This is a genomic window from Clostridium sp. CTA-1 (assembly GCF_054768215.1).
Genome location: NZ_BAAAAP010000014.1, coordinates 57,066 through 77,878 on the forward strand (window position 1 = coordinate 57,066; position 20,813 = coordinate 77,878).

15 protein-coding genes are annotated in these 20,813 nt (G+C 28.3%); 13 read left to right on the forward strand and 2 right to left on the reverse strand.

Features of this window, described 5'->3' with window-relative positions:
• Positions 1-61: 61 nt before the first annotated feature.
• The 6 genes from ACYUEW_RS12500 (at position 62) to ACYUEW_RS12525 (ending at position 6,690) form a co-directional block, all read left to right on the forward strand.
• Positions 62-1,207: a betaine/proline/choline family ABC transporter ATP-binding protein gene (locus ACYUEW_RS12500; protein ID WP_460276879.1), complete on the forward strand. Its 1,146-nt coding sequence runs from the start codon at positions 62-64 to the stop codon at positions 1,205-1,207.
• Positions 1,200-2,783: an ABC transporter permease/substrate-binding protein gene (locus tag ACYUEW_RS12505; RefSeq protein ID WP_460276880.1), complete on the forward strand. Its 1,584-nt coding sequence runs from the start codon at positions 1,200-1,202 to the stop codon at positions 2,781-2,783. The genes ACYUEW_RS12500 and ACYUEW_RS12505 overlap by 8 nt, the downstream gene beginning before the upstream one ends.
• A gap of 302 nt (positions 2,784-3,085) precedes the next feature.
• Complete coding sequence (locus tag ACYUEW_RS12510) at positions 3,086-3,715, forward strand: TetR/AcrR family transcriptional regulator (protein ID WP_460276881.1); 630 nt, start codon at positions 3,086-3,088, stop codon at positions 3,713-3,715.
• A gap of 302 nt (positions 3,716-4,017) precedes the next feature.
• Positions 4,018-4,620 carry an MptD family putative ECF transporter S component gene (locus ACYUEW_RS12515; protein ID WP_003486210.1) on the forward strand — a complete coding sequence of 201 codons (603 nt, stop codon included), beginning with the start codon at positions 4,018-4,020 and terminating at the stop codon, positions 4,618-4,620.
• 2 nt (positions 4,621-4,622) lie between these two features.
• Positions 4,623-5,303, forward strand: a complete 681-nt coding sequence (locus ACYUEW_RS12520; RefSeq protein ID WP_265204030.1) for an energy-coupling factor transporter transmembrane component T — start codon at positions 4,623-4,625, stop codon at positions 5,301-5,303.
• 10 nt (positions 5,304-5,313) lie between these two features.
• Entirely contained in the window at positions 5,314-6,690 is a 1,377-nt protein-coding gene (locus tag ACYUEW_RS12525; RefSeq protein WP_265204031.1) for an ABC transporter ATP-binding protein, read from the forward strand.
• A 147-nt stretch (positions 6,691-6,837) separates the two neighbouring features.
• On the opposite strand, the gene ACYUEW_RS12530 is transcribed toward ACYUEW_RS12525, so the two are convergent.
• Positions 6,838-7,011 (reverse strand): hypothetical protein, encoded by a 174-nt coding sequence (locus ACYUEW_RS12530; RefSeq protein WP_460276882.1) that lies wholly within the window; start codon positions 7,009-7,011, stop codon positions 6,838-6,840.
• Between the two features lie 909 nt (positions 7,012-7,920).
• Between ACYUEW_RS12530 and ACYUEW_RS12535 the strand changes: the two genes are divergently transcribed.
• From ACYUEW_RS12535 to ACYUEW_RS12545, 3 genes are read left to right on the forward strand one after another with little or no spacing between them, the layout of a single operon-like run.
• Positions 7,921-10,035 (forward strand): type I restriction-modification system subunit M, encoded by a 2,115-nt coding sequence (locus ACYUEW_RS12535; RefSeq protein WP_265204032.1) that lies wholly within the window; start codon positions 7,921-7,923, stop codon positions 10,033-10,035.
• 5 nt (positions 10,036-10,040) lie between these two features.
• A complete protein-coding gene (locus ACYUEW_RS12540; protein ID WP_265204033.1) occupies positions 10,041-11,420 on the forward strand; it encodes a restriction endonuclease subunit S in 1,380 nt (459 codons plus the stop codon).
• The gene (locus tag ACYUEW_RS12545; RefSeq protein WP_257412172.1) at positions 11,420-14,383 is read left to right on the forward strand and encodes a type I restriction endonuclease subunit R; all 2,964 of its coding nucleotides are present in this window, start codon (positions 11,420-11,422) and stop codon (positions 14,381-14,383) included. The genes ACYUEW_RS12540 and ACYUEW_RS12545 overlap by 1 nt, the downstream gene beginning before the upstream one ends.
• 296 nt (positions 14,384-14,679) lie before the next feature.
• Here the strand turns inward: ACYUEW_RS12545 and ACYUEW_RS12550 are convergent, their stop codons facing one another.
• The gene (locus tag ACYUEW_RS12550) at positions 14,680-14,883 is read right to left on the reverse strand and encodes a hypothetical protein (RefSeq protein WP_460276883.1); all 204 of its coding nucleotides are present in this window, start codon (positions 14,881-14,883) and stop codon (positions 14,680-14,682) included.
• A gap of 286 nt (positions 14,884-15,169) precedes the next feature.
• Between ACYUEW_RS12550 and thrC the strand changes: the two genes are divergently transcribed.
• From thrC to ACYUEW_RS12570, 4 genes are all read left to right on the forward strand, one after another.
• Positions 15,170-16,651 (forward strand): threonine synthase, encoded by a 1,482-nt coding sequence (gene thrC / locus ACYUEW_RS12555; RefSeq protein ID WP_460276884.1) that lies wholly within the window; start codon positions 15,170-15,172, stop codon positions 16,649-16,651.
• Between the two features lie 9 nt (positions 16,652-16,660).
• Entirely contained in the window at positions 16,661-17,548 is an 888-nt protein-coding gene (gene thrB / locus ACYUEW_RS12560; protein WP_045885415.1) for a homoserine kinase, read from the forward strand.
• Positions 17,549-17,774: 226 nt separating this feature from the next.
• Positions 17,775-19,094: an aspartate kinase gene (locus ACYUEW_RS12565; RefSeq protein ID WP_460276885.1), complete on the forward strand. Its 1,320-nt coding sequence runs from the start codon at positions 17,775-17,777 to the stop codon at positions 19,092-19,094.
• 351 nt (positions 19,095-19,445) lie between these two features.
• Positions 19,446-20,723 (forward strand): homoserine dehydrogenase, encoded by a 1,278-nt coding sequence (locus tag ACYUEW_RS12570; protein WP_460276886.1) that lies wholly within the window; start codon positions 19,446-19,448, stop codon positions 20,721-20,723.
• Positions 20,724-20,813 lie beyond the last annotated feature (90 nt).

A 20,813-nucleotide genomic window follows, 5' to 3' on the forward strand; every position in this document is an offset into this window, starting at 1 on the left:
AGTTGTTAGTATACAAAAAGTGTAATTTTAAACTAAAGAGAGGAAGGAGAGTGAAATATTTATGAAAAATACTATAATTGAATTTAAAAATATCAAAAAAAATTATAAAGATATTGTTGTAATAGAAAAATTTAATTTAGAAATAGAAAAAGGTAACTTAGTTGTATTAATAGGATCAAGTGGTTCTGGAAAGACTACATTGTTAAAAATGATAAATAGGCTAATAGAATCTACAGCAGGAGAAATATTGGTTAATGGAAAAAACATAAGGGAAATGGATCCAATAAAATTAAGACGAAGTATAGGATATGTAATTCAGCAAACAGGGCTTTTTCCACATCTTACAGTTAAAGAAAATATAGAAATAATACCAAAGCTTATGGGAAAATCTAAGGAAGAAATTGATAAAAAAACAAATGAATTATTAAATATGGTTGGATTAGATCCAGAAAAATATATGGATAGATATCCGGTTGAATTAAGTGGGGGGCAGCAACAGAGAGTTGGAGTTGCAAGAGCTTTTGCAGCGAATGCTGAAATAATTTTAATGGACGAGCCTTTTAGTGCGCTAGATCCTATAACAAGAACAGAACTTCAAGAGGAATTATTTAATATCCAGAAAGAATATAGAAAAACTATAGTTTTTGTTACACATGATATGGATGAGGCTTTAAATTTAGCAGATAAAATTTGTATATTGAAGGATGGAAAACTACTTCAATATGATACTCCAGAAAACATATTAAAAAATCCAGCAGGAGAATATGTTGAGGAATTTGTAGGTAAAAATAAAATATGGACTAAGCCGGAAATGATAAAAGCAGAGGATGTTATGATAACAAATCCAGTGACGGTTACTCCTAAGAGAAATCTACTTCAAGCAAGAGAGATAATGCGAGATAAAAAAGTGGACAGTTTACTAGTAATAGATAAAGAAAGAAATTTACTTGGTTATATAAAATTAGAATATATTCGAAAAATAAAAGAAAAAGATAAATTAGTTGAAGAAGTAATGAATAAAGAGCCAAAATGTGTTTTGGGAGACACTAATTTACCAGAACTTTTAGATAAATTCAATAGTTTGAAGATGGGATATTTGCCTGTAAGTAATAATGAAGGAAAACTTTTAGGCTTAATAACAAGAAGTAGTTTAATAGCAGTTTTAAGTAGTCAGTATATAGATATGGAGGGGATAATTGATGAATAATTTTATACAACAATTAATACTAAAAAGATCAGAAATATTCTCTCTTTTAATAGAACATATAGAACTTACTTTAATAGCAGTTTTAATAGCAGTAGTTATTGGAGTGCCCCTGGGTATAATTATTACTAAAAATAAAAAAATAGCTAATATAGTAATAGGCTTTGCAAATTTAACACAAGCTATACCAAGTTTAGCCATCTTAGGTTTTCTAATACCTTTAATAGGTATAGGATCAGGCCCTGCTATAACTATGGTTGTTTTATATTCTATGTTACCAATATTAAAAAATACTTATACAGGAATTACTAATATAAATCCAGATATGCTAGAAGCAGCAAAAGGTCTAGGGATGACAAATACTCAAACTCTTAAATTAATAAAAATACCTTTAGCAATGCCAATAATAATGGCAGGTATAAGAATAGCATCAGTAACAGCCGTTGGACTTATGACTATAGCAGCATTTGTAGGAGCAGGTGGACTTGGGTATTTAGTATTCTCAGGAATACAAACAGTAGATAATAATCTTATATTATTTGGTGCTATTCCGGCAGCTATATTAGCTTTAATAATAGATTGGATAACAGGAAGAATAGAAGAGGCAACTATGCCAAATGGTATAAAAAAAGCAGATGGTACAATGAAAGTAAAAAGAAATTCTTCAAATAAAAACAGGAAAAGAAATACTATAATAGCATCAATATTAGGAATTATTATAGTGTTAGCATTAATAGTTCCAAAGCTAATAGGACTAGGGGATAAAAAAGTAGTTATTGGTTCCAAAAACTTTACAGAACAGATTATCTTAGGTAATATATTGGAAGAATTAATCGATAATAAAACGGATATAAATGTTGAAACAAAGTTAAATTTAGGAGGAACTCAAGTAAGTTTTAATGCACTAAAAACTGGCGGAATAGATATGTATGTTGAATATACAGGTACTGCATATGGAAATATGTTAAACATTAAAAAACCTAATAGAGATAGACAGGCGGTTTATAATACAGTCAAAAAAGAGTTTAAAGAAAAGTTTGGAATTGAAGTCTTAAAGCCTATAGGTTTTAACAATACTTATGTAATGGCAACTACAAAAGAAATTGCACAAAAATATAATTTAAAAAACACATCAGATTTAGCAAATGTATCAAGTAAAATGATATTAGGACCAACAATAGAATTTGCAAATAGAGAAGATGGGATTGTAGGTCTTAATAAAGCATATGATATGAATTTTAAGGCTGTTAAACCAATAGATGGTGGATTAAGGTATAAAGCTTTAGTTAATAATGAAACTCAAATTATAGATGCTTTTACAACAGATGGGTTAATAGAACAGTTTAATTTAGTTCTTTTAGAGGATGACAAGCACTTTTTTCCAGACTATTATGCAGTTCCAATTGTAAAAGAAGAGACATTAAAAAAATTCCCAGAACTTAGGAAAGTTTTAGGAGAACTAGACGGAAGAATAACTGACGAAAAAATGAGAAAATTAAACTATGAAGTAGATGTAAATAAAAGAGATCCTAAAGAAGTAGCAAAAGAATTTTTGCAAAAAGAAGGGTTAACAGATTAAAATTATATATTAATTAATTATATAAAAATTCAATTTCATACAATAATTTTAATATAATACATTATTATTATAAAATTAATATAAGAATTAGATTTGAAGTAAAATAAAAAAGAGTATATCACTAGAAAGTGATATACTCTTTTTAGTGTATCCACCACGGGTAACAACTTGGCTATGAGAGGGTGGCAGATAAAATAATAATTGATAATAATTTTCAAAACTAATTGACATTGATGTGCAAGCATGGTAAAATAACACTGTTCTGTAGTAGCTTTTAAAGGAGAAAGAAAAGGTGAAGAATAATGAAAGATAAACCTGATACAAGAGAACTGTTGCTCAAAGTGGCAAAAGAAGAGTTTTTATATAAGGGGTTTGAAAAAGCTTCTATGCGAACTATTTGCAAAAAAGCAAATGTAACTACAGGAGCAGCTTACTTCTTTTTTAAAGATAAAAATGATATATTTTATCACCTTGTTGGTAATGAGGCAAAAGTAATTTTAGATTATATAGTAGAAATTGAAAATGAGAATAAAATTATTCGTGATGATAAAAAAATATCCTTAGATAATGCTATTGATATTAATACATTACAGATTAAGGGTATTTTAAAATATATGTATGATAATTTTGATGTTTTTGTGCTTTTACTTTGCAAATCAACAGGTTCTTCTATGGAGAATTTTTATGACAGGATGGTAGAATCCTTTGAGAATTTAAATAGAGATTATATTATGAATAAGCGTGACACAGGTGAAATAGGTGTATACTTTGATGAGAATATCTTACATAATCTTGTGAGTTTACAAGTTTCAGCCATTGTAGAGCCAATTCGTCATCAGCTTCCTAAGGAAGAAGCATTAAAACAGGTTGATGCTATTGCCAGATTTTTTTATGGTGGATGGAATGAATTAATGAGATTAAAAAAGGCATAGTCTTTTTTTTGTTAATAGGTTAGTCTATACTAACTATACTTTAAATAGTAGAGTGAGAACTCTTAATTTTTTAGTTATAACATAACGTTGTTATGTTATTATGTACAAGCTACAAATGAATTTCTGAAATTTGAGGAGATGAAAGTTCAAAGATATAGGGTGATTTAGGGAAGTAGTTCCATAATTCTTAAAAATAAGGTGTTTTTCTGTTATGAATATAGTCAAAATTAAAGTATTACATAAAGTTTATTTATCTATGGATAAACTTTTAAAAAAATATAATATATTAGGAGGAAAGTAAAATGTTAAAAACAGAAACAAATAAGCTACAGATCAAAGATTTAGTTACTATTGGTATTTTTTCAGCTATTTATTTTGTGGTTAATCTAATTGTTATGGTTTGTGGAGGTATTTCACCGATTATATGGATTTTTATGCCTGCCATTATTGGACTTCTTTGTGGTGTTATTTTTATGCTGATGACTGCAAAAGTTCAAAAATTTGGAGCTATATTAATTATGTCTATAATTACAGCACTGATTTATTTTGCAACAGGTCAATTTACGGTGGTGTTATTAGTTAGTTTTGCAATTGTTAGTATTATAGGGGAATTTATTCGTCGTGGATTTGGTTACAAAAGCTTTACAGGAAATTTGATTGCTTATGCTATCTTTTCACTTGGTATGACCGGGTCACCACTTCCTATTTGGTTATTTGGAGATAGTTTTTTAAAATCCATTATGGAACAAGGAATGTCTGCAAGTTATGTAGAGGGACTTAAGACTCTTACTTCTACAGGTATGCTGATGTCAATGTATGTTGCAACATTTATAGCTGCATTAATTGGTGGATTTATTGGTAAGTCTATGTTAAAAAAACATTTTAAAAAGGCAGGTATTGTTTAATAATGGCAAAGGAAAGTAAAAAAAATTTGCAAATGGATCCAAGAACCAAAATTATGCTTATTTTTATTGCAAATATAGTTGCTTTTGCAAATTCTTCTGTTTATATGGAAACATTAATAATAGTGGCTATCTCAGTATTGCTATTATTGTGTGGTTGTAGAAAATCTTCTATAAAATGGATTGGATTTTATGGAGCCTTATTGTTTATACAATATTATTTAATTCCAGTTATGCCCACCTTTCTTGCTGTTATGTTTTCTGTATTAGCTATTTATGCTAGGAAACTACTTCCATGCATGATGATAGGGGGATTAATCATAAAAACAATACCAGTAAGATTAATAATTTTGTCATTACAAAAATGGAAGGTTCCACAAAAAATAATCATTCCACTATCCATTACTATACGCTATTTTCCAGCCATTAAAGAAGAAGTGACTCATATTAAAGAAGCAATGAAAATGAGGAAAATAAAAGGTGTTATAAGAAGAATGGAGTGTATGTATGTACCTATGCTTATATCCGCTGCAAATACTGCGGAAGAGTTAAGTTCTGCAGCTATTACTAGAGGTATTGAAAATCCAGCACCTAAAACTAGCGTTATTGATATACGGTTTCATATACAAGATTATATATGCCTTGGAATTGGAATTATTTTCATAGTAATCATAATGATGCAATAGGAGGTAGTATATGATACATATCAAAAATGTTTGTTTTAAATATTCAGAAGGAGAAGATTATCAATTAAAAAATATTAATCTTCATATAAAGCCTGGAGAATGTATCTTATTATGTGGTAAAAGTGGATGCGGTAAAACCACAGTAACAAAGCTTATTAATGGACTAATTCCACATTTTATAAGAGGGGAATTTGAAGGTAAAGTTATTTCAGCTGGGATGGATGTAGAAAATACAAAAATGTATCAGTTATCCTCTAAAATAGGTTCTGTATTTCAAAATCCAAAATCTCAGTTTTTTAACATAGATTCTGATAGCGAGTTAGCTTTTTGTTTGGAAAACGATGGAAGGGAACCTGGATATATAAAGAAAAGGGTTTCTGATACTATTAATGATTTGCAGATAGAAAGACTAGTGAATAGAAATATTTTTACTATGTCCGGTGGAGAAAAACAGGCCCTTGCCTTTGCATCCATATATACAGTGAATCCAGAAGTTTACGTATTGGATGAACCAACGGCTAATCTAGATCAAAAATCTATACAAATATTAAAAAAACAACTAGAAAAAATCAAAAGTCTTGGCAAAACAATTGTGATTGCAGATCATCGTCTTTATTATCTTGCAGATATAATTGATAGGGCTGTATATATGGACAAGGGTAAAATTGTTCGTATTTTTCAAAGAGAAGAATTTTTAGCTTTAAAAGATGACGATAGAATAAAAATGGGATTAAGAATGATAAAAAACACAGAAACAAAACATTCTAAGTGTGTAATATCAAATAAAGCTGATTTAGTTGTTTCAGGTCTTTCCTATTCAATTAAGAAAAATCCTATTTTTCAAGACATTAGTTTTTCAGCAAATGAAGGAGAAGTTATTGGTATTTTAGGTAACAATGGCACCGGTAAAACAACTCTTATGCGTTGTCTTGCAGGGTTAATAAAAGAAAGTAAGGGTACTGTAAAGTTAAATGGAAAGTGTTTAAATGGTAAACAACGTAATAGAGCTTGCTATATGATTATGCAGGATGTAAATCATCAATTGTTTTCAGAAAGTGTATGGAATGAGTGTACACTATCATTAGAAGAAATAAGAGAAGAGGTTATATTAGATATTTTAAAGAAATTTAATTTACATATTTACAAAGACAATCATCCTATGGCATTATCCGGGGGACAGAAACAGCGTTTAGCCATTGCTACAGGACTTTTAACAGATAAAAAAATTTTGATTTTTGACGAACCAACCAGTGGATTAGATTATGAAAATATGTTGGTAGTTAGTAAAATGATAAAAAAATTATCAAAGGAAAATCATATTATATTTATTGTAACTCATGATATGGAGTTTTTAGAGATTACTTGTAATAAAACTATAATAAATTAGGAATAATAATGTGATATTTAATATGTTTTTATGGTTTATTATGTGTAATAAAATATTAAAATTATTTAGCATTAGTCACAACTATTGTTTTAGGAATACCTTTTCCTAAATCAAATTTTGTATGAACTTTAATTCTAGCTTTCGAAGCTAAGCTATACACGTACTAATAGTTGAAGAATCTATTAAAGTTCTAAGATGATTTTCTATAGTTAAATAATTGATATTTAACTTATAAGGAGCTATTTTGAAGGATTTCCAATCGATTAACTCTATAAATTTTTTAAACAACATAGTATAATTATATTTATTAATAATTAGCAACCTCCTTGCTATGTATTTGGTGCTACTTATACTAAAGCAAAGGTTGCTAATTTTTTCATTATAAAATTAATGGATAATCTACATAAACTTTCATATTAATTTTGTCAATAGTATTTCTAAATGTTGAACGTTAGTGCTAAAAAATATTGAAAACGATTATGAAAGATGATATATTATAAATAGTGTTAATAATGTATATGGAAGATAAGTATTTATTTTGCCAGATATAGGTTAATATGAAAAAGGTTAATGATATATAGTAGATAATTTAATAATTGCTTGGTGGAATGGATAGAAAATAAGGATTTATTTAGCTAGATATAGCCAACATAATTAGTTTACTTATGTGAACTAACTATGTTGGTTTTTTGTGTTTTGAATACCGCTGGTTTTATTAGTGGTCCTGACTACTTTGGTGAGTTTAGTATAACTGTAAAAAAATAATACTTTTTTTAATATTCTACCATGAAATTGCATATTTCTAATTTATTAATATTATTAGATATTTATTTCATATTATTTAGAGTACTTGTACAAAATTTATGATATTATATAATATATATATAAATATGTATACAGAGTATGGGGAGAATAAATTTTATGGTGAAATAAATATGGATTTTTCGAAAAACTATAGTGGAAATATCTATAGTTTTTTATATGTTTGTCGAAAAGTTATATAAAAATATCTATAGTTTTTTATGGGAATTTCGAAAAGGTATAGTGGAAATCTATATAACTTTTATAGGTATTTTCATAAGTTGTTGTTAAATAGCTACTTTCTCAAATTTTATGGAACCCAAAAAATAAGGTCATAATATGAGAGGAATTGTGATGAGCTGATACAATTATTATTTTAATTTAGAAGAAAATTTATAATATATATTATATATATTGGAGGAAAAATACATGGATAATCAAATAGTAAACTTTATATGGAGTATTGCAGATGATTGCTTGCGTGATGTATATGTTCGTGGTAAATATAGAGATGTAATTTTACCTATGACTGTAATTAGAAGGCTTGATGCTGTTCTTGAACCAACAAAAGAAGCAGTATTACAAATGAAAGAAAAATTAGATAAAGCAGGTATAGTAAATCAAACTTCAGCACTTTGTAGTGTGGCAGGGCAAGCCTTTTGTAATACATCACCTTTCATGCTTAAAGATTTAAAATCAAGGGTAAAGCAACAACAATTAAAGCTAGATTTTATTACATATTTAGATGGTTTTTCACCTAATGTTCAAGAAATACTTGAAAAATTTAAATTTAGAAACCAAATAGATACAATGATTGAAGCTGATATATTAGGATCAGTAATTGAAAAATTTGTTGATCCTCGTATAAATTTAAGTGTAGAACCAGTTCTTGACGATAATGGAGAAGTTAAATTACCGGCTCTTGAGAATCATACTATGGGTAGTATTTTTGAAGAACTTATCCATAAATTCAATGAAGAAAATAATGAACAGGCAGGAGAACATTTCACTCCTCGACATGTTGTTGAACTTATGGCAGACATAACTTTTTTACCGGTGGTAGATAAAATAAAAGATGGTTCTTATCTTGTATATGATGGTGCTTGTGGTACTGGTGGAATGCTTACTATTGCAGAAAAAAGACTACAAGAACTTGCAAAGGAGAATAATAAACAAATTTCTATAAATTTATATGGGCAAGAGATCAACCCAGAAACTTATGCTATAACTAAAGCAGATATGCTGCTAAAGGGTGAAGGTAAGCAGGCTGATAATATTGCCTATGGATCTACCTTATCTAATGATAAATTTTCAACTACAAATTTTGATTTTATGCTTTCAAATCCACCTTATGGTAAGAGCTGGAAAACAGACTTAAATAAATTAGGTGGAAAAGAACATATTACAGATCCTCGTTTTGCAGTAACGCATAATAACGAATCCGATTTTAAAATGATTCCTCGTTCTAGTGATGGACAATTATTATTCTTAGCGAATAAAATAAGTAAAATGAAACAAAACACAGAGCTTGGAAGTAGAATTGTAGAAGTACATAATGGGTCATCTTTATTCACGGGGGATGCAGGACAAGGTGAAAGTAATTTAAGAAGATATATTATAGAGAATGATTGGCTAGAAGCTATAATAGCATTGCCTGAAAATATGTTCTATAACACTGGTATTGCAACATTTATTTGGGTAGTTGCTAATAGAAAACCTAAACATAGAATGGGAAAGGTACAACTTATAGATGCTACAGATCTAAAAAGTCCTCTTAGAAAAAATCAAGGAAATAAAAATTGTGAATTAACACCTGAAATAAGAAAAGTAATAACTGATATACTTATAAATTTTGAAGAAAATGATAAATCAAAAATATTTGATAATAAGGAATTTGGTTATTGGAAGATAACCGTTGAAAAGCCACTACGTTTAAGTGTGGATTTATCTAAAGAAAACATAGAAGAATTCAGTAAAATATGTGAAGAACAAAAAGATACAGAACTCATGGATATAATTTATATTTTAGGAGATAAATTTCAACATAAAAAACTAACGAATTATAATCTGCTCTTAGATGAACTAAAAAAAATAGCTTCAAATTTAAATATTAAGCTGTCTTCAAAGAGATTAAAGCTTGTTAAAAATAATCTGGCAAAGGTTGATGAAGTAGCAGAAAAGGTAATAAAGAGAATAATCAAACCAGGAAAAGTAGAAAAAAATCCTTTGTATGGATTATTTAATGAAAATATTGAAGATGAATACCATATTGTAGAATATGAAGCAGATAGTAATTTAAGAGATACAGAGGAGATACCATTATTACATGAAGGTGGTATCGAAAAATTCTTTAAAGATGAAGTGTTACCTTTTAATAAAGATGCTTGGATAGATAAAAGTAAAACTCAAATAGGCTATAAAATAAGTTTTTCAAAATACTTTTACAAGCCAATTAAGCTAAGAGATCTTAATGAAATAAAGGCAGATATTAAGATACTTGAATCGGAAACCGATGGACTTTTAAATGAGATTATAGGAGGTTAAGTTCAATGAAAAATCAAAAATTACAGATTCATAATGAACTTAGACCTTACGAAGATTATAAAAAGACTGAGTTATTATGGTTAGATTATATACCTAAGCATTGGAACATGATAAGAAATAAAAATGTAATGAAGGTAGAAAAAGAAATAGTAGGACGAAATCACAGTAAATATACTCTTTTGTCATTAACAAAAAGAGGAATAATACCACGTGATTTAGAAAATGCAAAGGGAAAATTTCCGAAAGACTTTGAGGCATATCAAGTAGTAAATCCAAATAATATAGTGTTTTGCTTATTTGATATGGATGAAACTCCACGAACAGTTGGTTTATCCTCAATGAAGGGAATGATTACTGGTTCATATAATGTTTTTAAAATAGAAAATATTAATGAAAAATATTTATATTATTATTATTTGTCACTAGATAATAGCAAAAAACTTAGATCGCTTTATACTGGACTTAGAAAAGTAATTCATATAGAGACATTTTTAAGAACAAAAATGCCTAACCCACCTATGGAAGAGCAAAAGCAAATAGTCAAATATTTGGATTGTAAGCTTAGTAAGATAAGAAAATTTATAAAAGAAAAGAAAAAAATTATAGATTTACTAAAACAACAAAAGAAAGTATTTATAAATGAAGCAATAATAGGAAAAATAAAAATTGAAAATGGAGAATGTAAAGTTAGATATAAGTCAGAAATGAAGCCAAGTGGCATACAGTGGGTAGAGGAGATCCCGAACCATTGGATAAAGTGTAAATTAAAGCATTTAGGAAAATTTAAAAGTGGAGATAGTATAACTTCTTCACAAATTGATATGAAAGGAAAGTATCCTGTTTATGGAGGAAATGGACTAAGGGGATATTTTGATAAATATACACATGATGGTAATTATTTGCTTATAGGCAGACAAGGAGCTCTCTGTGGTAATGTTCATTTAGTGAAAGGAAGGTTTTGGGCTTCAGAACATGCAGTTGTAGTAACAACAAATTCAAATGTTAATGTGGATTGGGCCAAATATTTAATTGAAACAATGAATCTAAATCAATATTCTCAATCTGCTGCTCAGCCTGGATTAGCTATAGAAAGGATTATAAATATTTATACAATGCTTCCACCTATAGAAGAACAGAAAAAAATAGTAGATTATATTATAAGAATAACAGATAAAATTGATAAAAGTATCTTACATATTAATAAAGAAATTTCGCTCATTACCGAATATGGTATACGTCTTATTTCAGACATAGTTATAGGAAAAGTTGATGTTAGAAATATTCCAGTAGATGAATTTATTCCAGAAGAGGATATTACTCATGAAATAGAAGATGAAATAATTCATAATGGGGAGGAAGCAGATATAAAGGAGATCGAATTGTAATGATAAGTAATACTAATACAAAGGAAGAGAAGCTTGAAACCCTTATTGTGAATTATCTTCAGCGTAACAATGGTTATGAATTAGGAACAAATATTGATTATAATAAAGAGTATGCAATTGATGAAAATAGATTATTTGAATTTTTAAAAGAGACTCAACCAGAAAAACTTCAAATTTTAGGCGTATTAAGTAGTGAGATGAATAAAGTTAAGTTTTTAAATAAATTACAGGATAAAATTACAAAGGATGGCATTATAAATGTGCTTAGGAATGGATTTAAAATATATCCTGTGAATTTAGATTTATATTATTTAATTCCAACGGAAGAAAATTCTAAGGCAGCAGAATTGTATTCTAAGAATATTTTTAGTGTTATAAGACAGCTTAAGTATTCAAGAGATAATACAAAGTTTGCTATAGATTGCGTTATATTTATAAATGGACTTCCTATAATAACTTGTGAGTTTAAAAATAATTTAACAAAACAAAATTTAGGTGATGCAGCATATAGATATAAAATAGATAGAAATCCAAAGGAGACTTTATTTGGATTTGGAAGATGTATGGTCCATTTTGCAGTGGATGACAATGAAATTAAGATGTGTACAAAATTAAATGGGAAAAAGTCTTTATTTTCACCCTTTAACAAGGGATATAATAATGGCGCAGGAAATCCACCTAACCCTAATGGTATAAAAACAGATTATTTATGGAAAAAAATATTAAGTAAAAATGAACTTTCAAATATTATAGAGAATTATGCTCAAATAATTGAAGAAAAAGATGAAGAAACGAAAAGGATAAATAGAAAGCAAGTATTTCCTCGTTTTCATCAGCTTTCAGTTGTGGAAGCTATTTTAAATGATGTAAAAGCTAAGGGGATGGGGCAAAAATATTTAATTCAGCATAGTGTAGGTAGTGGAAAATCAAATTCTATAGTATGGCTTTCACATAAGCTTGTGGATGTAAAAAAAAGGGGTAAAAATATATTTGATTCTATTATTATAGTTACAGATAGAATAAATCTGGATAAACAAATTAAAAATACTATTAAAGGTTTTGTGCAAATGAGGAATACTGTAGGTCACGCAGATAGCTCTGGAGATTTAAGGAAACTTCTTGAAAATGGTAAAAAAATTATTATAACTACAGTTCATAAATTTCCTTATATACTTAATGGTATAGGAAATGATCATAGAAAGAGTAATTTTGGAATTATTATTGATGAAGCACATTCAAGTCAAAGTGGAAATATGTCTGCAAAGATGAACATGACTTTATCAGAAGTGTATGATGAGAGTGATGAGGACAAGATTCTTAAAATATTAGAAGGACGTAAAATGCTTACTAATGCAAGCTATTTTGCTTTTACAGCTACACCTAAAAACAAAACCTTGGAAATGTTTGGAATTCCTTATAAGGATAATGGAAAGATAAAGCATAGACCTTTTCATGTTTATACTATGAAACAAGCAATAGAGGAAGGGTTTATCATTGATGTACTTAAAAATTATACAACAATAAATAGTTATTATAAACTTGCAAAAAGTATAGAAGATGATCCTTTATTTGATAAAAAGAAGACTCAAAACAAACTGCGTAGATATGTTGAGTCTAATGAAAAAGCTATAGAATTAAAAGCTGAAATTATGATTGACCATTTTCTTAATCAAGTTATAGCAAAGGGGAAAGTAGGAGGAAAAGCTCGTGCTATGGTAGTTACAGGGAGCAAAGAAAAGGCCATTAGATACTATTATGCTATTTCAGATTATCTAGTAAAAAGAAAAACTCCTTATAAAGCAATTGTAGCGTTCTCCGGTGAGTATGAATTTGGTGGTGAAAGGCTTAGCGAAAGTAGTATTAATGGATTTCCAAGTAATGAAATTGAAATGAAGCTAAGACATCATCCTTATAGAATTTTAGTAGTTGCTAACAAATTTCAAACGGGTTACGATGAACCCTTGCTTCATACAATGTATGTGGATAAAGTCATAACAGATATTAATGCAGTGCAGACTTTATCAAGATTAAATAGAGCTCATCCTCAAAAACATGATACTTTTATTTGGGACTTTGCAAATGACATAAATGCAATAAAGGAAGCTTTCTCAAAATATTATCAAACAACTATTTTATCTGATGAAACAGACCCAAGTAAACTTAATGAAATAAAAAGAGAGATTAAAAAATATGAAGTTTTTAGTGAGTATCATGTAAAAACCATAGTATATCTTTATTTAAATGGTGCAGGTAAAGAGCAACTTGATCCACTTCTTGATGTTTGTGTTAAAACTTATAAGGAAGATTTAGATGAAGATGAACAAGTTAATTTTAGAAGTAAGGCTAAAGCTTTTATAAGAAACTATGGATTTTTAGCTTCTATTCTACCTTATGGCAATTCAGAATGGGAAAAGTTATGTATATTTTTAAATATGCTAATACCTAAACTTCCTACATCCCAAAAGGAGGAAGATGATTCAAAAGGAATACTAGAATCAATAGATTTAGATAGTTATAGGGCAGAAGCACAAGCTACTATCTCAATAGTACTTGAAGATAAAGAAAGCTACGAAATAAATCCTGTTGTTACCTCAAATCATAGAGGTGTAAAGGAACCTAAGCTGGATTTATTAAGCAATAGATTGTCAAATTTTCATGAACTTTTTGGGAGTATACCTTGGGAGAATGAGGAGGGTGTAAAAAAACAGATTGCAAGGATACCAGAAATGGTGGCAAAAGATAAAGAGTATCAAAATGCCATGAAAAATTCTGATAAACAAAACGCTAAAATTGAAAGTCAAAAAGCATTAAATAAAGTTATGATTTCTTTGATGTATAACAATATGGAAATTTTCAAACAATTTAACGATAATTCATCCTTCAATCAATGGCTTTCAGATATGGTGTTTAATGTTACTTATAATACAAAAGGGGAGGTTTACTCTGGAGTGGTAACAATATAAAAATAAGATTTAAGAGAGCGCACAGTGATGTAAAAAGTCATTGTGCTTTTTTATCCGTAAAAGAGTTATAAAATAGTGATACTATAAGTTATAATAGAATATATGAAAAAGAAAATTTATATGTGATGCCTCCTATTTTGGACAATATCTCATTTGCTTTGAGGAAGTTCATATATCCAAGCAGCATTATCGGCGTGAGTATATTTTGAATAAGGTAATGTTTTGCAGGATTACTAGCTTTAATAGTATAGTATCCTTTAGTAATGAACTTTAGTTTAGGAATTGAAGAGAGATTTTCAACATTTTCTAATCTCCATAAAAAGATGATGATTAATATATGTTACTTGATGTATACTATCAGAATCAAATCGTCTAATTAATTCACTAATTTGTGATTGATCTGGTGTTTTATCAATATCAAACATATTTAGAGCTAGTTTTTCTACTCCCATCTTTTCATTGGTGTATTTGGTGGTTTCACAACCACTTGCTATAGACATGATAATTGATATGGAGTTTTGGGAATTACTTGTAATACAACAATAATAAATTAGGAATAATAATATGAAGAAGTGTGGTTATTAAAAATAGCTACACTTTTTATTTTTTATATATTTAATAAATTATAAGTAAATTTAAAAAAATGTATTTTATATAAAAACACTTGACTTTATATCAAAGACAATATAATATATATGTTATAACTTTAATATTAACAAAACAGGAAAAAATAGAAAATGGAATAAAGCATATTAAGATATATTTCATTAAAAGGGGGCTAATAATTTGTTTTATAAAAGTACCAGAGGAGAAGGAAAAAATGTTAAAGCATCAGAGGCAATAATTAGAGGAATAGCTGAAGATGGAGGGTTATATGTACCACAAGAGTTTCCTAAAATAGATAAGAGTTTTAAAGAATTAGGAAACATGAATTATAAAGAATTAGCATTTTATATTATGAAAAAATATTTTGATGATTTTAATGAAGAGGAACTTAAGGAATGTATAAATAGAGCCTATAATAGTAAGTTTGAAAATCCTCTTATAGCACCATTAAATTATAAGGCAGGAGCATATTTTTTAGAGCTTTATCATGGTAAAACATTAGCTTTTAAGGATATGGCCTTAAGTATACTTCCTCACCTTTTAAAAACCTCAGCAAAAAAGATGAATATAACTAAAGACATAGTTATATTAACAGCTACTTCAGGAGACACTGGAAAGGCTGCCCTAGAGGGATTTGATAGTGTAGAGGGCACAAAAATAGTAGTGTTTTATCCTAAAAATGGGGTAAGTGAAATTCAAAGAAGACAAATGATTACACAAGAGGGAAAAAATACTTTTGTAGTAGGTATAGAGGGAAATTTTGATGATGCTCAAAGTGGAGTTAAGGAAATATTTAGCCATAGGGAATTTAATGAGTTACTGAATGAAAATGGTTATATCTTTTCCTCTGCCAATTCTATAAATATAGGAAGACTAGTGCCTCAAATAGTATATTATGTTTATTCTTATGTAAACCTACTTAAAGATAAAAAAGTAGGGGAAGGAGAAAGTATAAATATAGTTGTTCCTACAGGAAATTTTGGTAACATTCTAGCGGCTTTTTATGCCAAGAATATGGGAATACCAGTTGGAAAATTAATTTGTGCATCCAATGAAAATAAAGTGTTAACAGACTTTATAAATACTAGAATCTACAATAGAAGAAGAAATTTTTCTGTGACTAACTCTCCTTCTATGGATATTCTAATATCTAGTAATTTGGAAAGATTCTTGTATGAAATAAGTGGAAGAGATTCACGTCTTGTAAGAAATCTTATGACAGAACTTAAAGAAAAGGGTAAATATGAGATAACAGAGGAAATGAAGAAAAGATTAGATATATTATATGGAGATTTTGCAAGTGAAGATGATACACTTAAAACTATTAAAAAGGTTTATGAAAGTTCTGATTATCTTATAGATACTCATACTGCAGTAGCATATGAGGTTTATGAAAAATATAAAAATAAAACAGGAGACCATAGGATTACTATAATAGCATCCACTGCAAGCCCATTTAAATTTCCAAGGAGTATAAATGAAGTATTAAATATAGGAAATGATAGTGTCTCAGATTTTGAATTAGTTAATTTATTTTCAGATAAATTAAATTTAAAGTTGCCTAAAGGATTAGAAGGACTAGAGGAAAAAGAAATTTGTCATAAGGTCACTTGTAAAAAGGATGAAATGGAAAAAGTAATTAAAAATTTTTTAGGGATATAGGTGATTAAAATGATAGAAGTTAGAGTACCTGCTACAAGTGCAAATATAGGACCAGGTTTTGATTGTTTAGGTGTAGCAGTAAATATGTATAATAAATTCTTTGTAGAAGAAATTAAAGAGGGACTTATTTTTGAAGGCTGTGAGGACAAATTTAAAAATGAGGACAACTTAATATATGTAGCTATGAAAAAGTGTTTTGATAAAATTGGATACAAACCTACTGGGTTAAGGATAAAAATGGAAAGTGATATACCTGTATCTCGGGGTCTTGGAAGTAGTGCTGCCTGTGTGGTAGGAGGTATAGTTTCTGCCAATGAATTAGCTGGTAGGGTTTTAAATAAAAAAGAACTTTTAGATTTAGCAGTGGAAGTGGAGGGCCATCCAGACAATGTAAATCCAGCCTTTTGTGGGGGGATGACTGTTTCCATATCTGATAATAAGGAGATAATTTATAGTAAAGTAAAGGTAAGTGAAGGGATTAAGTTTTGTGCACTTATACCAGATTTTACTTTATCTACAGAGAAGGCAAGGACAGTGCTTCCTAAAAGTATAGATTATAAAGATGGAATATTTAATGTAGGAAGAACTGCACTTATGGTATCTGCATTGAACAATGGTGATTTTCATTTAATAAAACATGCTTGTAAGGATAAATTACATCAGGATTATAGAGCAAAACTTATAGAAAATTTTTATTCAATAAAAAAACAGTGTGAAAAACTAAATTCCTTAGGGGTATTTTTAAGTGGAGCAGGTCCAACAATTATGGTTATGATTAAAGAAGAGGAAAATTATTTTTCAAAAAATATTAAAGTTTTTCTAGATACTTTAAAAAATAAGTGGGAAGTTAGGGAACTTAAGATAGATAATATAGGAACTATAATAAACAATAATTAGTGTTAAAGTAAATAAATTTAAAAAAGAAATTAAGTACTTTTAAGCACAATAATTGCAATATTTATAATTTTAAAAGAAAAATATAGTGTTAGTAGTTGCAAAAATAACATAAAATTTTTAAATTATACTTAGTAGTTGGTACTAGGTGGTAAAATAAGTTTTAATATTCTATTTACTAGCCACCATCCACTACTCACTAATTCATATATAGGGGGCTTAAAATAAAATGGAAAAAGTAGTTGTAGCTAAGTTTGGAGGAAGTTCGCTTTCAAACAGTGAACAGTTTAGAAAGGTAAAAAATATAGTTTATGATAATGAAAACAGGAAATATATAGTACCTTCAGCACCAGGTAAAAGATTTAAAAAGGATTATAAAATAACAGATCTTTTATATTTATGTCATGCACATAGAGAAAGTGGTATATCTTTTGATGATGTATTTATACATATAGAGGAAAGATATTTAAATTTGGCAAAGAAACTACAGGTTAAAGTAGATATAAAAAATAAATTAGAAGAAATAAAGGGGGAAATTGAAGTAGGTGCTTCAAGAGATTTTGCAGCTAGTAGAGGGGAATATTTAAACGGATTAATTTTAGCTGATTATTTAAATTATGAATTTATAGATGCAGCCGATATTATACATTTCAAAAAATATGGAAGTTTAGATTTAGAAAAAACAGAAAAAGCAATAAAAGAAAAAATTAAGAACGTAAAAAAAGCTGTTATACCAGGTTTTTATGGATCACTACCTAATGGAACTATAAAGACTTTTTCAAGAGGTGGTTCTGATGTAACAGGAGCTATAGTAGCTAGAGCTGTGGATGCTTGTCTTTATGAAAATTGGACAGATGTTTCAGGGTTTTTAGTTGCGGACCCTAATATTATAGATAATCCGAAACCTATAGAGATAATAAGTTATAAGGAACTTAGAGAACTTTCTTATATGGGGGCAAAGGTCCTTCATGAAGAGAGCATATTTCCTGTAAGAGATGTAAAAATTCCTATAAATATAAAGAATACAAATAAACCAGAGGATAAAGGTACATTAATTGTGGATGATGATAAAGCTTTAAATTATACTGGATCTATTACAGGCATAGCAGGTAAAAAAGGATTTACAGTTATAGCTATACACAAAATGCTTATGAATTCAGAATTAGGATTTTGTAGAAAACTTTTATCTATATTAGAAGAAAATGGAGTAGCCTTTGAAAATATTCCTTCAGGTATAGATTCTGTATCATTAGTAATAGAAGATAGTCAGCTTGGCAATAAGTTAGATATTATACTAGAGGAAATTAAAAGACAGTGCAACCCAGATTCTTTAGAAGTTCATGTTAATATGGCGCTGATTGCCACAGTGGGGAATGGAATGAATAGAACTAAGGGAATATCTGCAAAGATATTTAAAGGACTTTTAGAAGCCGATGTAAATATAAGAATGATTAATCAAGGCTCTAGTGAAATAAATATTATTGTGGGTGTGGAAAATGATGATTTTGAAAAGGCTGTAAGGGGCATATATAAAGCTTTTATAAATTAGTTTTATAAATTTATGTAGAAATGTTAGAAAAACTTATTATATCAGTATTAATAATATTATTAATTTTAAAAAGCTTTAAGTTCTATAAAGTTAAACTCTTATATTATGTATGATATTTTTAAAAGTTTTTATTATAAATAATTTATAAATTGATATAGTTTTGAGAAACATGGTAATAAAGTTAAATGTAGAAAAGTAATTTTCAAAATAAAATCAATTTTAAAATAGAAATTATTTGATGTTTTGTATAAGGGAAAATATGTGATTTAAAAGGATTTTTAATTTAAGAGTAGATTGAAAAAAGAATTTAAAAATTAGAAAGCTGTTTGCAAAAAAAAGGGGGCAAAAATTGTGGAAAAAGTTAAAATTGCGTTATTAGGATTAGGAAATGTAGGTAAAGGTGTTTGGAATATATTAAAGACAAACAAAGAAGCTATAATTAAAAGAGCCGGTTATGATATAGAAATATCAAAAATATTGGTAAAAGATATAAATAAACAAAGAGGAATAGAAGTACCTAAAGAATTATTAACTACAGATGTGGAAGAAATATTTAATGATGATAGTATAAAAATTGTAGTAGAGGTTATAGGTGGGCTAGAGCCTGCTAAAGAATATATACTAAGATCTATAAGGAATAAAAAGCATGTTATAACTGCTAATAAGATGCTTATTGCAACTAATGGTAAAGAAATTTTTAAAGAGGCTGAAAAACAGGGGGTAATTGTGAATTTTGAGGCTAGTGTAGCTGGAGGAATTCCTGTAATAAATAGTATAAATGAAAGTTTAACTGCAAATAAAATAGAGGAAATTGTAGGTATAATTAATGGGACTACAAATTATATACTAACTAAAATGACTTTAGAAGGTATGAGCTTTCAAGAGGCACTTAAAGAAGCACAGCAAAAGGGATATGCAGAAGCAGATCCAACTTCTGATGTAGAAGGATATGATGCAGTTTATAAATTAGCTATTTTAACTACTTTAGCCTTTGAAACAAATGTAGATGTAGAAGATATATATGTAGAAGGTATAACTAAGATAAAAGCAAAGGATATAGAATATGCAAAGGAATTGGGATATGTTATAAAACTATTAGCTATAGTTAAAGAAATTAATGAAAAGCTTGAACTTAGGGTTCATCCTACAATGATACCATCAATTCATCCTTTGGCCAATGTTAATGATTCTTTTAATTCAATTTTTATTAAAGGTAATGCAGTTGGCGATTTAATGCTTTATGGAAGAGGAGCAGGAGAACTTCCTACAGGTAGTGCAGTGGTTGGCGATATAATATCTGTTGTAAGAAATGAAGGTGTGCCTCAAATAGATAAAAACTATAATAATAAAGAGGTAGCACCAGTAGAAAGTATTAAATCTCAATATTATTTAAGAATTTCTGTAAAAGAAAAACCAGGAGTTTTAGCAAAAATTACTGCTATATTAGGAGAAAATAAGGTAAGTATTCTATCCTTTATACAGAAACCTAAAAAAGAAGATTTTGTATCCATAGTGTTGGTAACTTATGATACTTTGGAAGGAAATATAAATAAATCCATAGAAGAAATAAAACACTTAGAGGTAGTAGACAAGATAAAAAGTGTTATAAGAATTGAAAATTTAAGTTAATCCAAAGATGATTTCTCAAAATAAAATGTATTTAATTTTAATACTTTAGGAAATTCAAATTAATTTATAAAAATATAATTTAAAAAAAGA